The 16,827-nt window shown below is 52.7% G+C and carries 12 protein-coding genes and 2 tRNA genes; 1 reads left to right on the plus strand and 13 read right to left on the minus strand.

Annotated elements, in window-relative coordinates; translation table 11 throughout:
• Nucleotides 1–173: 173 nt before the first annotated feature.
• The 10 genes from K3T83_RS34365 to K3T83_RS34410 all read right to left on the minus strand — a co-directional run bounded on the left by K3T83_RS34365 (nucleotide 174) and on the right by K3T83_RS34410 (nucleotide 10,939).
• Complete coding sequence (locus K3T83_RS34365; RefSeq protein ID WP_220207424.1) at nucleotides 174–1,040, minus strand: FAD binding domain-containing protein; 867 nt, start codon at nucleotides 1,038–1,040, stop codon at nucleotides 174–176.
• Between the two features lie 74 nt (nucleotides 1,041–1,114).
• On the minus strand, nucleotides 1,115–3,445 hold the full coding sequence (locus K3T83_RS34370; protein WP_220207425.1) for a xanthine dehydrogenase family protein molybdopterin-binding subunit: 2,331 nt from the start codon (nucleotides 3,443–3,445) through the stop codon (nucleotides 1,115–1,117).
• Between the two features lie 86 nt (nucleotides 3,446–3,531).
• The gene (locus K3T83_RS34375; RefSeq protein WP_220207426.1) at nucleotides 3,532–4,038 is read right to left on the minus strand and encodes a (2Fe-2S)-binding protein; all 507 of its coding nucleotides are present in this window, start codon (nucleotides 4,036–4,038) and stop codon (nucleotides 3,532–3,534) included.
• 544 nt (nucleotides 4,039–4,582) lie between these two features.
• Complete coding sequence (locus K3T83_RS34380) at nucleotides 4,583–5,170, minus strand: hypothetical protein (protein ID WP_220207427.1); 588 nt, start codon at nucleotides 5,168–5,170, stop codon at nucleotides 4,583–4,585.
• Nucleotides 5,171–5,488: 318 nt separating this feature from the next.
• Complete coding sequence (locus tag K3T83_RS34385; protein ID WP_220207428.1) at nucleotides 5,489–5,872, minus strand: cupredoxin domain-containing protein; 384 nt, start codon at nucleotides 5,870–5,872, stop codon at nucleotides 5,489–5,491.
• A gap of 152 nt (nucleotides 5,873–6,024) precedes the next feature.
• Nucleotides 6,025–6,098, minus strand: a tRNA-Glu gene (locus K3T83_RS34390).
• 55 nt (nucleotides 6,099–6,153) lie between these two features.
• Nucleotides 6,154–6,227: transfer RNA gene (locus K3T83_RS34395), tRNA-Glu, on the minus strand.
• Nucleotides 6,228–6,390: 163 nt separating this feature from the next.
• Complete coding sequence (locus K3T83_RS34400; protein WP_220207429.1) at nucleotides 6,391–8,646, minus strand: glycoside hydrolase family 65 protein; 2,256 nt, start codon at nucleotides 8,644–8,646, stop codon at nucleotides 6,391–6,393.
• A gap of 62 nt (nucleotides 8,647–8,708) precedes the next feature.
• Nucleotides 8,709–9,353, minus strand: coding sequence for a beta-phosphoglucomutase (gene pgmB, locus K3T83_RS34405; RefSeq protein ID WP_220207430.1), 645 nt, complete (start codon nucleotides 9,351–9,353; stop codon nucleotides 8,709–8,711).
• A gap of 362 nt (nucleotides 9,354–9,715) precedes the next feature.
• Nucleotides 9,716–10,939 carry an MFS transporter gene (locus K3T83_RS34410; protein WP_220207431.1) on the minus strand — a complete coding sequence of 408 codons (1,224 nt, stop codon included), beginning with the start codon at nucleotides 10,937–10,939 and terminating at the stop codon, nucleotides 9,716–9,718.
• 298 nt (nucleotides 10,940–11,237) lie between these two features.
• Between K3T83_RS34410 and K3T83_RS34415 the strand changes: the two genes are divergently transcribed.
• The gene (locus tag K3T83_RS34415; protein WP_220207432.1) at nucleotides 11,238–11,939 is read left to right on the plus strand and encodes a hypothetical protein; all 702 of its coding nucleotides are present in this window, start codon (nucleotides 11,238–11,240) and stop codon (nucleotides 11,937–11,939) included.
• Here the strand turns inward: K3T83_RS34415 and K3T83_RS34420 are convergent, their stop codons facing one another.
• The 3 genes from K3T83_RS34420 to K3T83_RS34430 all read right to left on the minus strand — a co-directional run bounded on the left by K3T83_RS34420 (nucleotide 11,940) and on the right by K3T83_RS34430 (nucleotide 16,795).
• Entirely contained in the window at nucleotides 11,940–12,704 is a 765-nt protein-coding gene (locus K3T83_RS34420; protein ID WP_220207433.1) for an SIR2 family NAD-dependent protein deacylase, read from the minus strand. It abuts the gene before it with no gap.
• 79 nt (nucleotides 12,705–12,783) lie between these two features.
• Nucleotides 12,784–14,547 (minus strand): serine/threonine-protein kinase, encoded by a 1,764-nt coding sequence (locus tag K3T83_RS34425; protein ID WP_220207434.1) that lies wholly within the window; start codon nucleotides 14,545–14,547, stop codon nucleotides 12,784–12,786.
• Between the two features lie 49 nt (nucleotides 14,548–14,596).
• Entirely contained in the window at nucleotides 14,597–16,795 is a 2,199-nt protein-coding gene (locus tag K3T83_RS34430; protein WP_220207435.1) for a BACON domain-containing protein, read from the minus strand.
• Nucleotides 16,796–16,827 lie beyond the last annotated feature (32 nt).

Raw genomic sequence — 16,827 nt, forward strand, 5'->3', positions numbered from 1 at the left:
CAGCTATCCGCCTCGCCCATAGTTGTCAGCATTTTTTGAAAAACTGAAGATCAGTTGATTGAGGAAAATATAAATATCATAATAGTGGAAGTTTATTGGGAGAATAGCAGTGCAATATGTTAAAAGAAGAACGAATGGCTCCATTCGTTCTTCTTTTAAAAAGACTAGCTTGTTTATGCGCGTTCGAGGGCGCGCAGGATGGCGCGGCGAGTGATGACGGCGGTCATCTGGCGGCGATATTCCTGTGAACCGTGAATATCGGCGACCAGTTCCAGTCCATCGGTTGCATGACTGGCAGCCTCAGCAACGGTGGCCTCGTCCAGCTTCTTACCGACAAGAGCAGCCTCAACAGCGCTGGCTCGGGTCGTCTGGATGGCGGCACCCGTGATGGCGACACCAGCTGAAGTGCAGGTGCCATCGCTATCGAGCGTTACCACAGCTGCGGCACCAGCGACCGCATAGTGAGAAGCTTTGTTGGCAAGCTTTTCATAGGCGCTGCCTGTGCGGGCTGGTGGAACCGTAAAGCGAATCTCAAGGAGGATCTCGTCGGGTTCCAGGGCTGTTGTGAACATGCCAACGAAGAAGTCGTCGGCCTTGATGGTCCGTTTGCCATTTGGACCCTGAGCAACGATCTCGCCTCGCAGCGCCAGGACGACGCCGGGCATATCTGAGGCTGGATCGGAGTGCGCGATGCTACCACCGATAGTGCCGCGATTGCGTACCTGCTGATCGGCAATCACCGAAGCGCATTCGGGAATGATCGGGAAATCGCGTTTCAGCACGTCGGAGCTCTCGATCTGGGTGTAGGTTGTCAGCGAACCAATGGCCACAACGCCCTGCTCCTCGCGAATGTAGGAGAGGCCAGAGATGCGCCCGATATCGACCAGATGACCCGGCTGCGAGAGGCGGAGCTTCATAGCGGGGATCAGGCTATGACCACCGGCCAGCACCTTTGCCTCGTCGCCATATTGCTGTAAGAGAGCAATTGCTTCATCCACCGTCTGCGCGGGATGGTAATCAAATGGTGCGGGAACAGACATAGTATTTTCTCCTCTTCACCGTCAACATTGAGTATTTAGGGAACAGATGGCAGCGCCATCTGTTGTGATGCAACTTATTTCTGATGAATGACTTTCCAGAGTTTTTCCGCTCTGAAAGGCATATCAACATGTGGTACATCCAGAGCATCGGCAATAGCCGCCGCCACCGCCGGAGTTGAGCCAATCGTGCCCGCCTCGCCGACACCTTTGACGCCCAACGGATTAACTGGGGTCAGCGTAACGGTGTGGTCAAGCTCGAATTGAGGGAACTCTTTGGCAATCGGCATGGCATAGTCCATCAGCGTTGCCGTCAACAACTGGCCGTCCTCGCCATAGACAACCTCTTCCCACATGGCCTGACCGACGCCCTGTGCGATGCCACCATGCACCTGTCCCTGCACAATCATCGGGTTCAGCTGGCGTCCGCAATCATCGACGGCGACAAAGCGCATCAATGTGGCCTCGCCGGTATCTTTATCAACCTCGACTGCACAGATATGGGTGCCGAAGGGGAAGACGCAGGCATCTGGCTCAAAGAAAACCGTCGTTTCCAGGCCCGGCTCGATGCCCGGTGCCAGCGTGTTAGACAGGTTCGCAGTTGCCGCCACTTCAGCAAATGAGACAGCTTTCTGTGGCGAGCCTGCGACCGAGAACTTACCGTCCTCAAGCTCCACATCGGAAGGGCTGGCCTCAAGCATATGAGAGGCAATCTGCTTCATCTTTTCTTTGAGTCGCTGGGAAGCGTTAAAGACCGCCGAGCCACCAACCGCCGTCGTGCGACTACCGTAGGTGCCACGTCCTTCGGGAGTTGAGTCGGTATCGCCATGCATGATTAGCACGTTCTCAACTGGGATCGTGAACTCCTCGGCCACGATCTGGGCAAACGTCGTCTCTTCTCCCTGTCCATGTGGAGAAGCGCCGGTGTAGACCATGACGGTGCCGCTCTGCTCGACACGCATGCGCGCGCTTTCGTAGAGGCCGACCGGTGCCGATCCCTTCGGCCCAAATCCACAGATTTCGATGTAGGAGGAGATGCCGATGCCCATCAGCTTGCCTTCTGCGCGCTTTTGCGCCTGTTCCGCGCGTAGCTGCTCATAGCCGATGATCTGCATGGCCTTCTCAAGCGCTGGCGCATAGTTGCCGGTATCGTAGACTGCGCCAGCCGACGATTTGTACGGGAACTGCTCAGGCTTGATGAAATTGATTTTGCGAATCTCCGCTGGATCTTTGCCCAGTTCACGCGCCACAAGATCCATCGCACGCTCGACGGCATACGTTGCCTCCGGGCGACCCGCGCCACGATAGGCATCGGTGGGGGCCTTGTTGGTAAAGACCACATCGGCGCTGAGATGAACGGGGATGTCGTATGAGCCGCAGGCAACGGGGAAGCCGAAGGCGATCATAATGACATCGGTAAAGAGCTGCGAATAGGAGCCAAGATCTGAGATGCCATGAACCTTCAGCCCGGTGACGCGCCCCTCTTTCGTTGCCGCCACCTCGATATAATCGACCTGATCGCGTCCATGAACCGTCACAGCCAGATTTTCGCTGCGATCCTCGATCCATTTCACTGGTCGGCCAAGTTGCATCGTCGCAAATGCGGCCACCATCTCCTCTGGATAAACGTTCAGCTTGGAGCCAAAACCGCCGCCAACCTCCGGTACGATGACGCGCACCTGGTGTTGAGGAAGACCAACCTGGCTGGCTAAAATATTGCGCAGCAGATGTGGTATCTGGGAGGAACTCCAGACGGTCAGCGTTTTATCCGATTTACGATATTCCGCGACCACGCCTCGTGTCTCCATCGAGACGGGAGCCAGACGTTGATTGACGATGCGCGTCTTGACAACAACGCCGCCATTGGCCTTCGTCTGCTCGAAAATCTTGTCCATCTCTTCAGATGGAGGATGAATACTGTGAGCGATGTTAGTGCCGAACTCCTCATAGAGCAACGGCGCATCGGGCTGCATGGCTTTTTCAACGTCAACGGCAGCCGGGAGTGGTTCGTAGTCAACCTCGATCAGATCGATAGCGTCGCGAGCTGTGTAGGGATTGTCGGCGATAACGACGGCAACAGGATCGCCATAAAAGCGAACCTTGCCCTCTGCCAGTGGACCGCGCGTTCCCATGCCGTTTGCAATGTGGCCGAGGGGAACGGCAACGGCGATATTGGCTACTTTACCTTTGAGATCCGCCGCTGTATACACCGCAACCACTCCGGGGTGGTCGAGAGCTGGTTGTGTATTGATGCTGTTGATGCGTGCATGTCCATAAGGACTACGAAGTACGGCCATGTGAAGCATCCCAAGCAATTTGATGTCATCTACATAGGTTGCCTGCCCGGTAATCAGCCGGGGGTCTTCACGTCGCTTGATCGATGTGCCAAGCATAGCTGCAATGCCCATACGTACTCACATCCTTTCTCAACTATGAGAAATGAAAGCAGGTCAAAAACAGTGGCTTGATATTTGTATGTTATTTGTGCGTCAGGCTAGTCGCCAGCGCTAACGGGTTCACTTGTGCTGGCCTGGAGCTTTTCTGCGGCATATTGCACGGCCCGAACGATATTCTGATAGCCAGTACAGCGGCAGATGTTGCCCTCCAGCCCCTTGCGGATCTCAGCCTCGGTGGGATTGGGGTTGTTTTTGAGCAATTGATAGGAGGCCATAATCATGCCAGGGGTGCAGAAGCCGCACTGTAAGCCATGCTTTTCCCAGAAGCCTTCCTGAATCGGATGCAGGCTGCCCTCTGGTGCCAGCCCCTCGATTGTCGTGACCTCGCCGCCATCGGCCTGTACCGCCAGAACGGTGCAGGATTTGACCGCCTCACCATTGAGCAGCGTGATGCAGGCTCCACATTGAGAGGTGTTGCAACCAACATGTGTGCCTGTCAGATCCAGGACATCACGTAAATAATGCACCAGCAATGTACGGGGTTCGACTTCTGAATGATATTGTTTACCATTCACTGTGACTGTAATTGCACGCTTCATCGTCATTGATGGTACCTCCATCTTTCTAGTTGCATACATTTCGCCACTTCAAAAAATGAAGGGCGAGCGACAACACGTTTAGAAAACTGTGAAAGTGCGTTGAAAGTTATGGGAGTGGTAATCCCTTCTGGCACCTACATCTAGTGTATCTCAACTAGTTTAATAGGTCCAACTCCTTTCTGGAAGTGACCAGAGAGAATACGGAGATAGTGGATGCGTCCACCGGCATGATTTTAGTTGGATTGAAGAAATAAACGGTTTTTCTACTCGACGCCTATAAAAACATCGCCATTGCACGCGCTATCCCCTCAATGGTCAGAAAAGACGAGCAGCAAATTTATGACCACAAAGAGCGTAGCACAAGAGAGGTTGTATTGTCAATTGTAGAATAAAGCTGAGTTTGTGGCAATAGCTTTCTCAATTTGACTCGATTGATGGAAGAATACGCTTCTTGAGAGCTGGATCTGTGGAGATGATCGGGATGGTCAAATATATGAGGGAAAAGTGTAGGTGAGATGCGCAGTTACGCGCATCTCACATCTATATGTGTCTAATTATTGTTATTATCGTTATTATTGTTGTCGTTATTGTTATTATTATCGTTATTATTGTTGTCGTTATTGTTATTATCGTTGTTTTTATCTTTATTGTTGTTTTTGGGATTGACAAGCGTAAAGAACGCAGCGCGATCTTGATTGACTGTACAGGGGGTCACGCCATCTCTGGTGAAGGAGATGACAACGAGGGTCACACGATTAATCGCGTTATTCTGGTTATCGGTCGGGATTTTAAACGTTGCCAGTCCGTCACGTGTGGTAGTTGTGTTGTATGATGCAGTAGCACCGCCTGGCCAGTAGACGGTTGCTGTGGCGGTCGCGCCATCGACTCCAATCGGGTTGCCTTTATCGTTCTGCACAAACTTGCCATAGACGATAACTTTGGTATCGCCATTATTGAAGCTCGGCGTGGCTTGAGCAGCCCAGGCACCGCACCAGACAGGGGATAATGTAGGCGTCGGCGAGACGCGATTGTTGTTCATATTGATTGTCACCGTGACGACGGGACCATTGAGATTGACAGCTGTCGTATTGGCATTGGCTCCGCAAGCGACAACTACCACGCTTAATACAAAGAGCATGAGAATTGCACCCGCTTTAACAAACAGGGAGTAGCGGGGATGAGATCTCCATGAATTCTGTATATGTAACTTTATAGTTTGTCGCATAGTTTGTTGCGCTTCCGTTTCTTGTAACACTTTCCGCGAATCGGGTAAGAGCGTATCTGTGAAATAGTGGTGTTTCCAGGCAAATTATAGAGTTTTCCAGGAGATTTGCCAAGCTTTGCTATCTTATTGGCTATTGGCTTTTGCATAGATAAAGTGGGAGAAAAGAAAAAGGCAGGGATATTACAATCGTTGCTTGTAATATCCCTGCCAGTATATGGAGAGAACGGCGCATTATTGCACGATAATCTCCAGATTCATGCCGGGGTGAACGGTGCAATAGAGGTGAAATGTGCCAGCCGTGGTAAAGGGGCCGACATTGCGCGATTCGCCTTTACCGCTAACGGTGAAGTGGACCTGTGGAGCGCCTGCTTCCACTGCTGGTTTTGCCTGGGAACCGTCCCAGGTGCCGTTGGTGATGGTATGCAGGGAGGCAACCTCATCAACAAGGGTGACGCTCTCACCTTTTTTCAGCGTGACTTTCGTGTCGATAAAGTTAGAGGAACCCATTTTTGCCTCAATGCCGGATGCCGTTGCACCTTCTTTGATCGAGCAGGCAGCAAATAAGACTGTGACCAGTGCGAAGGCAATCATACCAAATACAAGTTTTTTATACATAAGTAGTCCTTTCAATTCGCCTGTAATGTATGTTATCCCATGTGGATTGTATGTATGATATCGCTACATCCCAGGGTGTACTTCTACTATAGCAAAATGTTACCTACAAAGCAAAGAGACAAGGGAAACGTCCCCTTGTCTCTTATAATGGGTAGCGCATACGGGATTCGAACCCGTGATCTCCGCCTTGAGAGGGCGATGTCCTGAACCGCTAGACGAATGCGCCATGTGTTGTCATAAAGACAGCTTGATAAGTTGTGATCTGAACCTGATGTATAGAGTAGCGCATACGGGATTCGAACCCGTGATCTCCGCCTTGAGAGGGCGATGTCCTAAACCGCTAGACGAATGCGCCATAGATCTGACGGGGTATATAATATCGTGACTCTACCTTCTTGTCAATAGGGAGAAAGGCTTATTTGAGAAGAATTCAGGTGGCGAATCAAGGAGAGGTTGAGAAGGCCAGAATGGAAACTATGGCGTTCACATCCTGGCCTCTTTTTGACGGTCAGAACTGGCTATTTGCGCAGATCGACGTGGAACTGCTCGCCCTTATGGAAGAAGGTAAAAGCCAGCCTGGTCCAGCCATCGGGCCAATGAGGGTCTGTAGTATAGCCGTCGTTGTTGAGACGTAACCCGGCAAAGCCCAGAATGGTGGCCTGCCAGACAGCTCCTGAACAGGCGAGATGGATACCTTCCGGGGTATTGCCGCGCAAGTTTTCCAGATCAACCAGTGCGCCTTTTGTGAAAAACTCATAGGCTTGCTCGATTCGTCCCAGCTCGCACGCCAGAATGACGTGAAGGGCCGGAGTGAGCGACGAGCCATAGTCGTGATCCGTAATGGGATAGTAATAGTCCCAGTTGGCCTCTTTGGTTTGCAGATCAAATTCCTGGTCGAGAACTGTCAGAAGCATGAGGACATCGGCCTGCTTGATGATGCGGTACTTTTGCACTTGCTCTACGCCCAGAATGCCCTGATAAGAGTCTTTCCTTCCTTTATATTGGGATTGATCGAGCAGTTCGAGCTTAAAGAAGCCGTCGAATTGCTCGAACACCTTCGTTTGTGGATCTTGCAGAATGCGCATATGTTGCACTACATCCTGCCAGTGCGAGGTGATTTCATTCGTCAGATCCATCTGCTGCTCAAGTTGTTGAGCCTTTGCCGGGTTGGTTTGCCTGAGCCAATCTTGTATGTAAAGCGCGTAGCGGATGTTTTGCCGGGCCATATAGTTGGTGTAGGTATTGTTATTGACGTGTTCGTGCCATTCGTCGGGGCCAATAACGTTATTGATTTCGTAGTCGTCATGCTGCTCATTTTTCTCTGCCCGGCTACCCCAGAACTGCGCTGTACTCAGCAAGATCTCTGCCCCATAGTCGCGCATGAAATCGTCATCGCCTGTCACTTGCCAGTATTGCCAGACGGCATGAGCGATGCTGGCTGTGATGTGAAGTTCGATAAAGCCGTTGAGAACCGGGATGACCTCGCCGGTTTCCGGGTGAATGATGGAGCTTGGCGTTGTTTCTTCGCCGTTCAGGGTGCTTTCCCAGGGATATTGCGCGCCCTCGTAGCCGTTGCTGGCCGCTTTCTTGCGTGCCGCGGGGAGCAGATGGTAGCGGTAGAGCAGCAGGTTGCGCGCAATGTTGGGCATGGTATAGGTATAGAAGGGTAGCATAAAGATCTCGGTATCGTGGAAGATGTGTCCACGATAGCCAAAGCCAGTCATGCCTTTTGCCGCAGTGCTGTAGCGATCATCGTGCGACGAAACATTAATGCGCAACTGGTAGAGATTGAAGCGTACCGCGCGTTGTGCCGTATCGTCGCCCTCGATGATGATATCCGCCTTTTCCCACACTGGCTGCCAGGCGGCGCGTTGTTGCTGCAACATTCGCTCATAGAGAAGCGATTGGGCTGAAGCCGCTTTGGGGAGATTCTCTTCCTGAAAACGCGCATGGTTAGTTGTTTGAGCGCTACCCGCATGATAGCCGGAAAGGTTTTGATGATGTTCGAGAGCTGCGTTGACGGGATCGGAGGTGTCACGCGAGGTGTACATCACCACGACTTTCTCGGCGCTAAAGGTTGCGCCAACAGCCAGCGTACCGGCGAAACTAATGCTGGGAGAGACATCCGAATCGACGATTTTCTGATGTACGTCCGGCGATGCGCTTCTAAAGCTCATGGTTTGAGCAAGATGGACCAGGCTTTTCTTTGTTTCGCAATGATACCAGATGATATCGTTCTGATGGCCCTGATCGACATTTTCCCAGTGTATGACATCGTAGTTGCCTTCGGCGATGTTGAGCGAGGCGCGAACATCAAGTTCACATTCCTGATCGCTGCCAGCATCTTCGAGCGTTACATTGTAGCGGATAATACCGACATGCTCATCGGCCAGACTTGCAAAGCGTTCGCTATGGACGAGAATACGCACGCCACGAGGACTTTTCCAGCGCACAGTACGATGTAGCACGCCGTCCTGCATACTCAGCCAGCGATGATAGCTCAAGATGGTTCCTCGGTCGAGTCGGAAACGTTCGCCATTAATAAACAGCTTGATTGGTAGCCAATCGGGAATGTTGGCTAACTCTTCTTTTGCAATAGGAATGGCATCGAAGACGCCGTACAGCAAGGTGGCTGTATTGTCTCGTGGATAGCCTTCTTCAAATGTGCCACGTGTACAAAAATAGCCATTACCAATAGTGAAGACAGATTCCTGACTATGAATCGTTTTGAGATCCGGGTGAAAAGCATCTTCGCTAATGTGCCAAAGATTCACAAAAGCATCCTCCCTAATTGTGTGTAGGCTTCTTTCTCATATCTCTGCAAAGGTATATCCGCTTAGCCTAATAAATCCTGTAAATGCTTATGTGCAAGGGTTGGTAATACTTTGTCCGCTCCATGAAAACGATCTGCCGGGCCGATTGCCAGCGCACGCATGCCAGCGGTTTTGATAGCTTCGATGCCAGCATCCGCATCTTCCACGCCCAGACAATCAATGGTGGGAACATTGACCAGGCCAGCGGCGTAGACGAAAATATCGGCTGCGGGTTTGCCATTGGTGACGCTGTAGCCGTCGGCGATGCCATCAAAATAATCGACAATCTCCAGGCGTTCCAGCACGGTGCGACAGTTTTTGCTGGCGGAAGCAATGGCGCTTTTGATGCCGGCCTTGCGGATTTCAGTGAGCAGCTCTTTGCCGCCCGGCACGATTTCTTTTGGCGACATTTGTTCGATCAAAGCGTTATAATAGCGGTTTTTTCGATCCATCATTTCCTGGATCTGTTCTTCGGAATACTGTCGTCCACGAATCAGGTAGGCCAGCGAGTCGCGCCTGCCAACGCCGCGAAGATGGGCGTCGTTCTCTTCGTGGGTAAAGGGGATGCTCTCGTCATCTGCAAGGTGTTTCCAGGCCTGGTAGTGATATTCAGAGGTATCGGTCAGGACACCGTCGAGATCAAAAATGATAGCCTTTGGGTTTGGCATAGAAGTACTCCTTTATGTTTCAGCATGAGAAACGCTAATCTCTAGTAATAGGTGAAAGTCAAGGTAAATTTTGACTCCCACTTCCTAAACGTACGAACAGTGGCTAAGGGGTACAGAAGTGTCTTCTGTAGTAGTATTATATCGATTATGCATCTTTGAATGGTAGGGATGAGGACGAAGTAGCTCTCACTCATCCATTGATGGCGTAGTGAACAGGTGAGAGCTAGTGGAAAAAGTTGCTGAAGTGCTGTGAATTTTACGCGTGATTGTAAATTTACTGCTTATTAACTTCTGCTGTTTCAGAAAGAGTTTTATGTGCAGGGCGGACTTCAAAGATCGGGTGATAAGGAGAGAGCGCATCGCTATAAAGCGATGAGATCATGCTCTCTTTGCACGGCAGAGCCTGCCATAAATGAAGCGGTGATGGCTACAAAGCCAAAGAGCATGATGCTGCCAAATGCCAGCAAGAAGTTGCCCGTCCGATCCACCAGGAAACCAATGAGTGGCGGTCCGATAATCACGGTGGGACTGGAGATCACGCTAACCAGCGCTTGAGCGACCCCTTTGCCAGCTGTGCGCAGACGGGCGGCAGCGTTGAAGACGGAGGTATACGGGGTGGTGGAACCGATAGCGATCAAGGTAATGCCTGCGATGGCGAAGGGCGGGAAGCGCAGAGGGATGGCGAGCAGACCAACACCCAGACAGCCCATGATGGCACCAAGCTGCAACAGCGGCATGGCCCCGATGATGCGCCGGGCCAGTAAGATACCTCCCAGTGGGCGAAAGAACATGCCAGCCAGCAAGCCGATCGCGCCGATAGTTGCTGCTTGAGCCAGTGGAAGGTTGTATTGCGTGACAAGATAAATCGTGATCCAGGCAGCGATGGCATTACCCAGGCCAAACGTGCCCAGGTGTGACAGCCCAAGCGTCCAGATTGCCCGGGAGTGCGTCGCCGTTTTGAGATCGATGGGCGCGGGCTGACGTGTTTCCTGTCCATCATTGACGAGTAACCAGATGACGACGGTGAAAGTGCCCAGCAAGCCCCAGCAGAGGAAGCTGCCGCGCCAGCCGAAGTGTGATTGGAGCATGGGAGTAATGAGCAGTCCTATGCCGGAGCCGATCTGTGTTGCCCCACCGTACAATCCCTGCCCGAGCGAGGCATGTTTGCCCAGGCCAGCGGCAACTCCAGCACCCGTCACAAATGCGCCGCCAACACCCAGGCCCAGGATGATGCGGCAGGTGAGGAGCCAGGGCAGGTTTGTGAAAAGTGGCAAGAGGACACCACTCACAGTACAGAGAATGCACGAGCCGACCAGGACAGGCTGCGCGCCGAAGCGATCAGCCAGGATACCGGCGGGAATATAGGCAAGTGTCAATCCTAAGAAAAGGAGCGTCGAAAATAAGCCAACCTCTCCACTGCTGACATGCAAATCAGCCTTGAGAAACGGGATGAGAGGGCTATAGTTGGTGTAGTGGGCAGCAATGGCGGCTGCCATGAAGCAGGTTGCGAAGATGCGCATGGGAACGCTGCTGGGAGTGCGATGGGACAGTGAGTGTGAGCGAGCAAAGGGTTGTAACCGATTCAAACGAATGCTCCTTCTATCCAGATAGCAAAAAAATAGCGCCGAATCGCTAGCTCATCATAGCACAAAACTGGAAAAGACGTGGCACGAGACAGGGAAAATCTTGCTGTCAGGCAGTTCTTTCTAGTAGGATGGTAGAGGTAGTTGGAAGCTGTTGAGGGATGTGCTGTTCGGTCATCTTCTGGGGGCCTGAATTGAAGCGCCTGAATAATCCGTATAATATGCAGGAGTGTATGAGTCGAAATCGGCCTGTCATGGCAAGTAAGCTGTAATAGCAAAGAATGAAAGCAGAGAATACAAGATGATGATACCTGTGATTTCTGGTTGGTTCCAACTCGTCCTCTGGTTGGCGGCGGCGGTTGGAGTTGCGCTGCTCCTTTCGTCGATCGTGGGATTGACGCGCGGGCATACCGTACGATTTATCGATGAGCATGGGCGACATGTCCACTTGCGGCGCAGACAACTGGGGGCGAAGCGAGTATCGGGTGGTGTTCTGTTGCTGATCGTGGCACTCGCGCTGCTCTGGGTCACATCAATGGCACAATCCTATCTGGGGTTAACGGCGGATATTCCCGTTGCGCAGGTGCGAGCCACCCAGATTGAGGGCATGCCTCATATGATGAGCCTTGAGCTAACGCAACTGGATAGTAGCGGCCACGAGCTATCGCATAAAACCTATCTGGTGAAGGGCGATAGATGGCTGCTTCAGGGCAATATCATGAAGTTCGCGCCCTGGATGAATATGCTTGGTATTCACTCCGGGTATAAATTGACGCGACTGAGCGGGCAGTATGACGATCCCAACATGGACAGTAACGAGAAGCATACGGTAGTCGTCCTCAACGGCGGTGATGACGACTTCTTTAAAAGGACATATAAGGCTGCGTGGTCATCGCCATTTGTCGATGCGGCCTATGGAAATGCTGCAATTGCGCCCGCTGATGGGTTGCCCTATAACATCTTTGTGTCGCAGACTGGATTTTATCCCAAGCCAGCGAAGTAGTCAGGTGTTGAGCATACAGATGATTTCGGGCAGGATCTCGCCAGCTTTCTCGTGAATAACCACATCTGCACTAGCATCGAGCGAGGTTGGTTGTAAGTTGATGATGATCAGTGGGATGTTGCGTTTGAGCGCCAGACGTGGCAGCGTGGAGGCTGGCGTCACCTTGAGCGAGGAGCCAATCACCAGAAAGAGATCGCAGGCTTCCGCGATCTCTTTCGCACGAGCTAACTCTGCATCAGGAACGCGCTGTCCGAAGAGGATCGTCGCCGCTTTGAGGTAACCTCCACACAGATGGCAGCGTGGATCAACCTCGCCAGAATTGATGCGCTGTTGGAGAGCAGGCATCGAGGAGCGAGAGCCACAGAGGGTGCAGGCGGCGAAACGGGAGGTGCCATGTAGCTCAATGACGCGCTCTGGTGGCAGTCCTGCATCCTGGTGCAAGCCATCGAAATTTTGCGTAATCACACCCTGCAAACTGTGACGGCGTTCTAGCTCCACCAGCGCATAGTGGGCCGCATTGGGGCGCGCCGCCGTCACCTGTTTGATCAGGCTGTTGCGCGTGGCCCAGTAGCTTTGACGTGCTTCTGGCTTGTGGAGAAAATCGCGATATCGCACTGGTGGGTGCTGCTGCCAGATGGAGCCGGGGCCACGAAAATCCGGGATGCCCGATTCGGTACTGATGCCAGCGCCAGTCAGCGCAACGATCTGCCGCGAGTGCTGGATGAGTTCGGCGGCATCATAGAGTTGTTCTTGCAAAGTTATCATATGTCTAATGTGTGCTGATACATAATCACGAGCGTTGTTAGTAGTATATCTTTCGTTTCTGTTGATCGCAAGAGGCGATCTAAGGTATCGCTAGCTGTACCTTCGTGACTGTAAAGCTGGTGCTGGGGCCAGCGATGAACAATCCTGGCTCCCCGGTGGTATAGGTTGTGTCGGAGAGGGTTGTCTGTCCTGGTTTGAGCGGCACGGTCTGATCGTTGATAGTGAAACTGTATTGGCCGTTGCGCGCTATCACCTGAAGCCGATTTTTGCTGTGGAGTACCCGCCGAATGGCCGTTGAATTTCCTCCCCAGAGCTGCTTGAATGGAGCATTGCCTCCATCGTAGCGCAAGATCTGGTAATTGCCGCTATTGTTGATAATGAAAGCATAGCATTGTGCGCGTTCTGGTTGTAGATAGAAGACGAGACCATAAAATACCTGAAGTGATCCCTGGTCCTGTGCGATTTCGGTTGTAAAGGTAAAGTTGCTGGGCAAAGGGCCAACGGCTTTAGGATAGGGAAAGTGCGTGTTCTGTTGATTATCTGTCGTGAGCGTATAGCGTCCCTGCTCGATAGAGGCGGTGAGGCCATCGCTGCTGGCCTGGGGCCAATCATAGTTGTTTGAGCTAAAGGTATCGGTGAAGGCTCCCGCTGGTGTGGGCGTCGCAGCGGTTAATGGCAAGGGAACGGATGAGGTGGGCCATTTGATGATCGTGAAGGTCACAAGGAGCAGTGCCACAAGTATGGCACCAACCGTTGGAAGCCAGCTTTTCCGGCGTGATGTGGGGATACTATAAGGAGGCGCGTTGCCAGCTGATGGGTGATAAGAGGGCGGTGCCTGAGATTGCGAGGGCGTGTTGTAGATAGGTGGCGTTGGCGCGCTTGTGTGGGTTGAGGAGTGCGACGTATAAGGATTGCTTGTCTGTGGGTTTGGAACGGTGAAAGTAGGGTGAGTGAGAGCTGCGCGGGCAGATTCCAGCGCTACTGCCATTGCCTCTGCCGATGGGAAGCGCTGGGCTGGCTTCTTTGCCAGCGCTCTTTCCGTGATGCGCGCCAGAAGTTCAGGGGCGTTTGGGTTCACCTGTCGCACGGGCGTTGGCGGCGTATGAACATGTTGATACATCAGACCAACGGTGGTGGTTGATTGAAACGGCACGTTGCCCGTGAGCATTTGATAGAGGACAACGCCGAGCGCGTAGACATCGGTGCGAGCGTCAACGGGCTGGCGCTCAACCTGTTCCGGGGCCATATATGCAGCAGTTCCCACAATCTGTCCCGTGCTGGTTGTCAGCGGATGTAATGGGGCAGCTGGTAGCGTTGCATCCCCTGTGCGCGTCTCTTCCTGGCCTCTGTCGAAGATCTTGGCGATCCCAAAGTCTGAGAGAAGCAACTGATGGGGATCACTGGTCGAGATAAGCATATTTTGTGGTTTGACATCGCGATGCACAATGCCATGCTGATGAGCGTGATGAAGTGCGCGTGCCATCTGAAGGATGTAGTGTATGGTGAGAGCGGCTTCCAGCGGTCGTTGGTGCTGAAGGCTCTGACGGAGGGTGCCGCCGCCGACATATTGCATCGCCAGATAGGTCAGGCCGCGATCCTCGCCAAAATCGTAGATCGATACGATGTTGGGGTGATCCAGCGTGGCGGCTAGTTGTGCCTCCTGCTCAAAACGCGCGTTGAACGTTGCGTCATGAGCGATATCGGGCAAGATGATCTTGACGGCATCCTCACGACGCAGACGCAGATGATATGCCTTGTAAACGCGCGCCATGCCCCCTTCGCCCAGGCTGGAGCGGATCAGATAGTCTCTTACCTGTGTGCCGATCAAAGGATCTTGTTTCATAGACTACTCTTACCGCTCCTCCCCGGATCTCAGTGACGCTGTACAACTGCTACTTTACCTGTGGCGTTTCTTGCGTGTTGCTGCAATCTATCGGAACAGCAACGCTATTTGCCGGTCCTGTGAAGGTCAGCGTGAAGTTGGCCGCACAGGAAGCGGTCGGTATTGCAATAGAAACAGACGTGGTTTGACCATTTGCGATTGTACCACTAGTGGGAGTCATTGTCACTGTGCCGCTGGCATTGCTGCTTGCGGTCCAGTCGAGGCTCACCTGCGTGCTTGAACTGCTCAGCGTCTCGGTGCAGGTCCAGGTTCCCGCGCTCAACTGGCACATCTTCGCGACCGTTATGCTTGACTGGCTGACGGCGAGTTGTGGTGCCGATTGGATGGTCAGGGTGATGGGGATTGTGACCTGGGTGGTGCCATTGCTCAACACAACCTGCCCCTGGTAGCTCCCTGCGGCAAGTTTCTGGCTGGTTACTGCAACCGCTACATCCTGAGTCCCGTTCTGAGCAATGGCACCGCTGGTCGGTTTGATGCTCAGCCAGGTGCTATTGGCTGAAGTAGTGGCGCTCCATTTGCTCGCCTGACCACAGGTGTTGATGGTCACGGTCTGAGGTGTTGGGTCAGCCGCTCCAATTGTACTGGTGAAGGCCAGGCTGGTTGGCGTTGCTTTGAGGCAACTGGCCTGAATGGTCAGGACGACGTTGAGCGTGACCGTCTGAGCGTTCAGCGTATTGGTAAATGTAATCAGCGCTTTGTACGTGCCTGCTTTGAGATTGGCTGGCGAGGCGCTAACCGCGATTTTTTGTGAGGCTGGGGCCTGAATCTGTCCGGTGGTCGGCTTCATCTGGAGCCAGGGAGCTTGCTTCTGATCCCAGGAGGCGTTCCAGGTGATTAGCGCGGTTCCTGTTGTAGCCAGCACCACACCCGATGTCGAAGCCTGTTGATCCCCTTCATTGGCCGGACCAAATGTGAGGAGGCCTGGGGCAACACCGCTCAATCCACTAGCGACGAGGGTTTGTGGCGTGACGACAGCCGTAATGGATGGTGGTATACCTGGTGAATCTGTCTTTGTGGTTGGAGTAATGGTTTCTATCTTCGTTGGCGTGACCGTCTCCTCGCTCGGAACAGGCGTCGGTTGCGTGACTGTAAATGCGAGTGAGGCGATACGTGCCCCCGAGCCTTCATTGGCTTGAATGCTATGGTCGCCCAGCTTCCAATCCAGACCGACTTGAATATTGACGCGAAATGAACCATCTTTGCTTACTTTAATTGAATTGCCTGCAATAGTCCTCTGAGTGATTCTATTGTTCAATAACAGAGTATTTATTGTATAGAGGTGACTTGATGTAATTGTATTTTCTGGGCTATGATAAGCAGAATACAGTGGTGTTGTATGGTCAAGTGTTAATATAACAGTTCCACCAGAAAGGAAATGACTGCCACTGAGATGGAGCGTGCCGCCTTGCGCAACAGTTGTGCCGCCATCGAGTGAGAGGGCAGGCGTTGAGCTTATGAGGGTGAGTCCCATCCCGCCGAGCAGAAAAATCACCAGGACCAGCCCTGAGATTAGCCCGATTCGCAGCCATTTCTGATCGCGAAGAGAACGTGCTGTTCGGGGTATCATCGATGGAGGCAACGGCGTCTCTGGTGGTTGCCGGGCGGAGGGCATATGAGCAGAGGGCTGTTCGCCCATGAAGCCTGCATTGTGCCCCATACCCGGCGGTGGAACCGCTGGAGGATAGGGTTGCGGTATGGTGCCGTGACCCGCAACGCCGCCTCTGAATTGAGGGGTTCCCTGTATCTGCACGGCGTTTGTGACTTGAGGCGTTCCTGTCACCTGTGGAATGTTTTCATGTGTCGTGATATCAGCTAGAGGCGAGATCGGGAGCGCGTTGTTTGCTGCTTGCTCTTCTTCGTCAAGTGCAGCGAAATTAGGATCGAGCATGGCGATGCGTCGCCGCCGCTCTTCGGCGTCCTCCTGTTCGACGATATGGATCGGGACCGTCGAATATGCTTTCGGCTCTATCGGTATTGGGACGGTTGAGTGGCCTGTCTCGCCTGGCGATTCAGAAATAGATTTGGTGTTGGCGTCGTTCTGGTCATTGGCATCGGTACGTGTTGAAGCCTGGATGAATGAGCCAATTGTGTGATGTGATGCGGTAGTACTGCTGGCTTTTGTGCCACAGGATTGGCAGAATATCCACGTTTCGGACATTTCTGCGCCGCAAGATGTGCATGTATGCATGCTGTTTTAGCCCCCCCACAGGAGTAGTTTCT

This window comes from Reticulibacter mediterranei (assembly GCF_016587455.1).

What these genes read in the sequence shown, in the direction of transcription:
- K3T83_RS34380 (WP_220207427.1), bottom strand. Translation starts at nt 5,170, where the DNA reads ATGCTCTTTGTATTAAGCGTGGTAGTTGTCGCTTGCGGAGCCAATGCC.
- K3T83_RS34420 (WP_220207433.1), bottom strand. Translation starts at nt 12,704, where the DNA reads ATGATAACTTTGCAAGAACAACTCTATGATGCCGCCGAACTCATCCAG.
- K3T83_RS34430 (WP_220207435.1), bottom strand. Translation starts at nt 16,795, where the DNA reads ATGCATACATGCACATCTTGCGGCGCAGAAATGTCCGAAACGTGGATA.
- K3T83_RS34385 (WP_220207428.1), bottom strand. Translation starts at nt 5,872, where the DNA reads ATGTATAAAAAACTTGTATTTGGTATGATTGCCTTCGCACTGGTCACA.
- K3T83_RS34415 (WP_220207432.1), top strand. Translation starts at nt 11,238, where the DNA reads ATGATGATACCTGTGATTTCTGGTTGGTTCCAACTCGTCCTCTGGTTG.
- K3T83_RS34370 (WP_220207425.1), bottom strand. Translation starts at nt 3,445, where the DNA reads ATGGGCATTGCAGCTATGCTTGGCACATCGATCAAGCGACGTGAAGAC.
- pgmB (WP_220207430.1), bottom strand. Translation starts at nt 9,353, where the DNA reads ATGCCAAACCCAAAGGCTATCATTTTTGATCTCGACGGTGTCCTGACC.
- K3T83_RS34365 (WP_220207424.1), bottom strand. Translation starts at nt 1,040, where the DNA reads ATGTCTGTTCCCGCACCATTTGATTACCATCCCGCGCAGACGGTGGAT.
- K3T83_RS34425 (WP_220207434.1), bottom strand. Translation starts at nt 14,547, where the DNA reads ATGAAACAAGATCCTTTGATCGGCACACAGGTAAGAGACTATCTGATC.
- K3T83_RS34375 (WP_220207426.1), bottom strand. Translation starts at nt 4,038, where the DNA reads ATGACGATGAAGCGTGCAATTACAGTCACAGTGAATGGTAAACAATAT.